The 2,285-nt window shown below is 65.2% G+C and carries 2 protein-coding genes and 2 pseudogenes; all 4 read left to right on the top strand.

From position 1 onward, the window contains the following. Positions 1–102: pseudogene (locus tag PFH44_RS26855) on the top strand (acyl-CoA dehydrogenase family protein); the annotation flags it as partial. An 11-nt stretch (positions 103–113) separates the two neighbouring features. Next, a complete protein-coding gene (locus PFH44_RS26860; protein WP_283826732.1) occupies positions 114–1,088 on the top strand; it encodes an ABC transporter substrate-binding protein in 975 nt (324 codons plus the stop codon). After that, the gene (locus PFH44_RS26865; protein WP_283826733.1) at positions 1,085–2,122 is read left to right on the top strand and encodes an ABC transporter substrate-binding protein; all 1,038 of its coding nucleotides are present in this window, start codon (positions 1,085–1,087) and stop codon (positions 2,120–2,122) included. The genes PFH44_RS26860 and PFH44_RS26865 overlap by 4 nt, the downstream gene beginning before the upstream one ends. Then, a pseudogene (locus PFH44_RS26870) lies at positions 2,103–2,285 on the top strand (ABC transporter permease); the annotation flags it as partial. The gene PFH44_RS26865 and the pseudogene PFH44_RS26870, both read left to right, overlap by 20 nt.

Below are 2,285 nucleotides of genomic sequence, written 5' to 3' on the forward strand. Positions count from 1 at the left end.
CCTGTGGAGCGCCACTACCGCAACGTGCTGTGCGGGCGGGTGCATACGCCGCAGAACGATAGCGCCTGGCAGGCGGCGGGCAAACAGGCTTTTCAATTATAAGGATAATCACCATGCGCGAACGAAAGAGAACCCCTTTAGCCGCGGCGCTCGTGCTGCTGGCGCTGAGCGCCCATGCAGTGGCGCAGGAGCGCGTCACCCTGCGCATTGCCGATCAAAAGGGCGGCATGCGCTCGCAGCTGGAAGCCGCGAATGCGCTGCAAAACCTGAACTACGACATCAGGTGGGCGGAGTTTCCCGCCGCCGCGCCGCTGGCGGAAGCGCTGAACGCCGGCGCGGTTGATGCCGGGATTATCGGCGATGCGCCGCTGCTCTTCGCCCTCGCCAACGGGGCGCCGGTAAAGGCGATCGCCGTCGATAAAAGCAACCCCGCCGGTACCGCGGTGCTGGTTCCGCCGGGCAGCCCGCTGAAAAGCGCGGCGGACCTAAAGGGCAAACGCATCGCCACCGGGAAGGGGTCCATCGGCCACTTTGTCGCCCTCAAGGCGCTGGAGCAGGCGGGAATATCGCCCGGGGACGTGCAGTGGGTCTTCCTCGGCCCGGTGGATGCCAAAGTGGCCCTGCTCAACGGGTCGGTGGATGCCTGGGCGACCTGGGAGCCCTACACCACCCAGCTGGTGAAAACCGCCGAGGGGCAAATTCTGGTGAGCGGCAAGGGGCTGCTGCCCGGCAACACCTTCCTTGCGGCCACCGACGCCAGCCTTAAGGATCCGGCTAAGCGGGCGGCGCTGCAGGACTATCTCCATCGCCTGGCGGGCGCCGAGCGCTGGGCCTATGCCAATCTGGACAGCTACGGCAAAACCCTCGGCGAGATTATCCGTTTCCCGCCGGAGATTGCCCGGGCGCAGTTCGCGAACCGGCAATCGCAGTGGCAGCGCCTGGATTCGCGGATCGTCGCCCAGCAGCAGGCCACCGCCGATTTTTATCAGGCCAACGGGCTGATCCGCGCCAGGCTGGACGTCACGCCGACCTTTGATGACGGCTTTACCGTCCCCGTACAAACCGCGCCTCAGGAGACCACGCCATGATCGAGACCTCTTTTTCCCGCCGCCGTTTTCTTCAGCTGAGCGCCGGTACGGCATTGGCGGCGACGGCCTGGCCGCTGTGGGCGCACGATATGGCGGCGATGCCCGCCGAGAGGGAAAACCCGGCGCTGCGCCTGGCCGAACCCTACAAAATCAGGCTGGCGATCAACAAAAGCGCGGTGTGCCTTGCCCCGGTCGCGGTGGCCGAGCAGCAGAAGTTTTTCAGCAAGTACAACCTTGACGTGGAGTTCGTTAATTTTGGTAACTCGACCGACGTTCTGCTGGAGGCGATAGCCACCGGCAAGGCGGACGCCGGCGTCGGGATGGCGCTGCGCTGGCTGAAGGCGCTGGAGCAGGGCTTTGACGTCAAGCTCACCGCCGGGACGCACGGCGGCTGCCTGAATCTGCTGACGGCAAAAAATTCGCCGTTTGGCGGCCTGGAGAGCCTGAAGGGACAGACTATCGGGGTGACCGACATGGCCGGCCCGGATAAAAACTTCTTCGCCATTTTGCTCAAACGTCACGGGATCGATCCGCTTAGCGACGTGCAGTGGAAGGTCTATCCCGCCGATCTGCTGAGCGTGGCGCTCGACAAGCGCGAGATTGCCGCCATCAGCGGCAGCGAACCCTTCAGCTATCGCCTGCTGGAGACCGGCAAGTATCAGCTGATCGCCAGCAATATGAGCGGGGATTACGCCAACCTGAGCTGTTGCGTGCTGGGGGTGAGCGGATCGCTGGCGCGGGACCACAGGCCGGCCGCCGCCGCGCTGACCCAGGCCATTCTGGAGGCGCACAGCTACGCTTCGGCCCACCCGGAAAGCGTGGCGCAGGCGTTTATGGCCCACGCGCTGAATACCAATGAGACCGAGGTCACGGGGATCCTTCACGGCCAGGGCCACGGCCACCACGCCGTCGGCGAAGCGTTCGTCAAAGAGCTGACCCAGTACGCCATTGACCTGCAGCAGGTGCAGGTGATCAAGCCCGGGACCGATCCTCATCAGTTTGCGGAGAGTATTTATGCCAACGTATTCGCCTGAGCAGGCGCTGTCGCGGCCGCGGGCCGGCGGTCCGCTGTGGGCTGAGGGCCTGCTGGCCGCCGCGCTGTGGCTGGCGGGCGGGCTCTTTACCCTCAGGTGGCCGGATGCCGGGCGGCGCTGGCCCTACAGCGAAGGCTGGGCGATAGCGCAGTTCGCGATCGCC

This window comes from Klebsiella sp. Ech2A (genome assembly GCF_030078455.1).
GTDB classification, from domain to species: Bacteria; Pseudomonadota; Gammaproteobacteria; order Enterobacterales; family Enterobacteriaceae; genus Klebsiella; species Klebsiella terrigena.

What these genes read in the sequence shown, in the direction of transcription:
- PFH44_RS26860 (WP_283826732.1), top strand. Translation starts at nt 114, where the DNA reads ATGCGCGAACGAAAGAGAACCCCTTTAGCCGCGGCGCTCGTGCTGCTG.
- PFH44_RS26865 (WP_283826733.1), top strand. Translation starts at nt 1,085, where the DNA reads ATGATCGAGACCTCTTTTTCCCGCCGCCGTTTTCTTCAGCTGAGCGCC.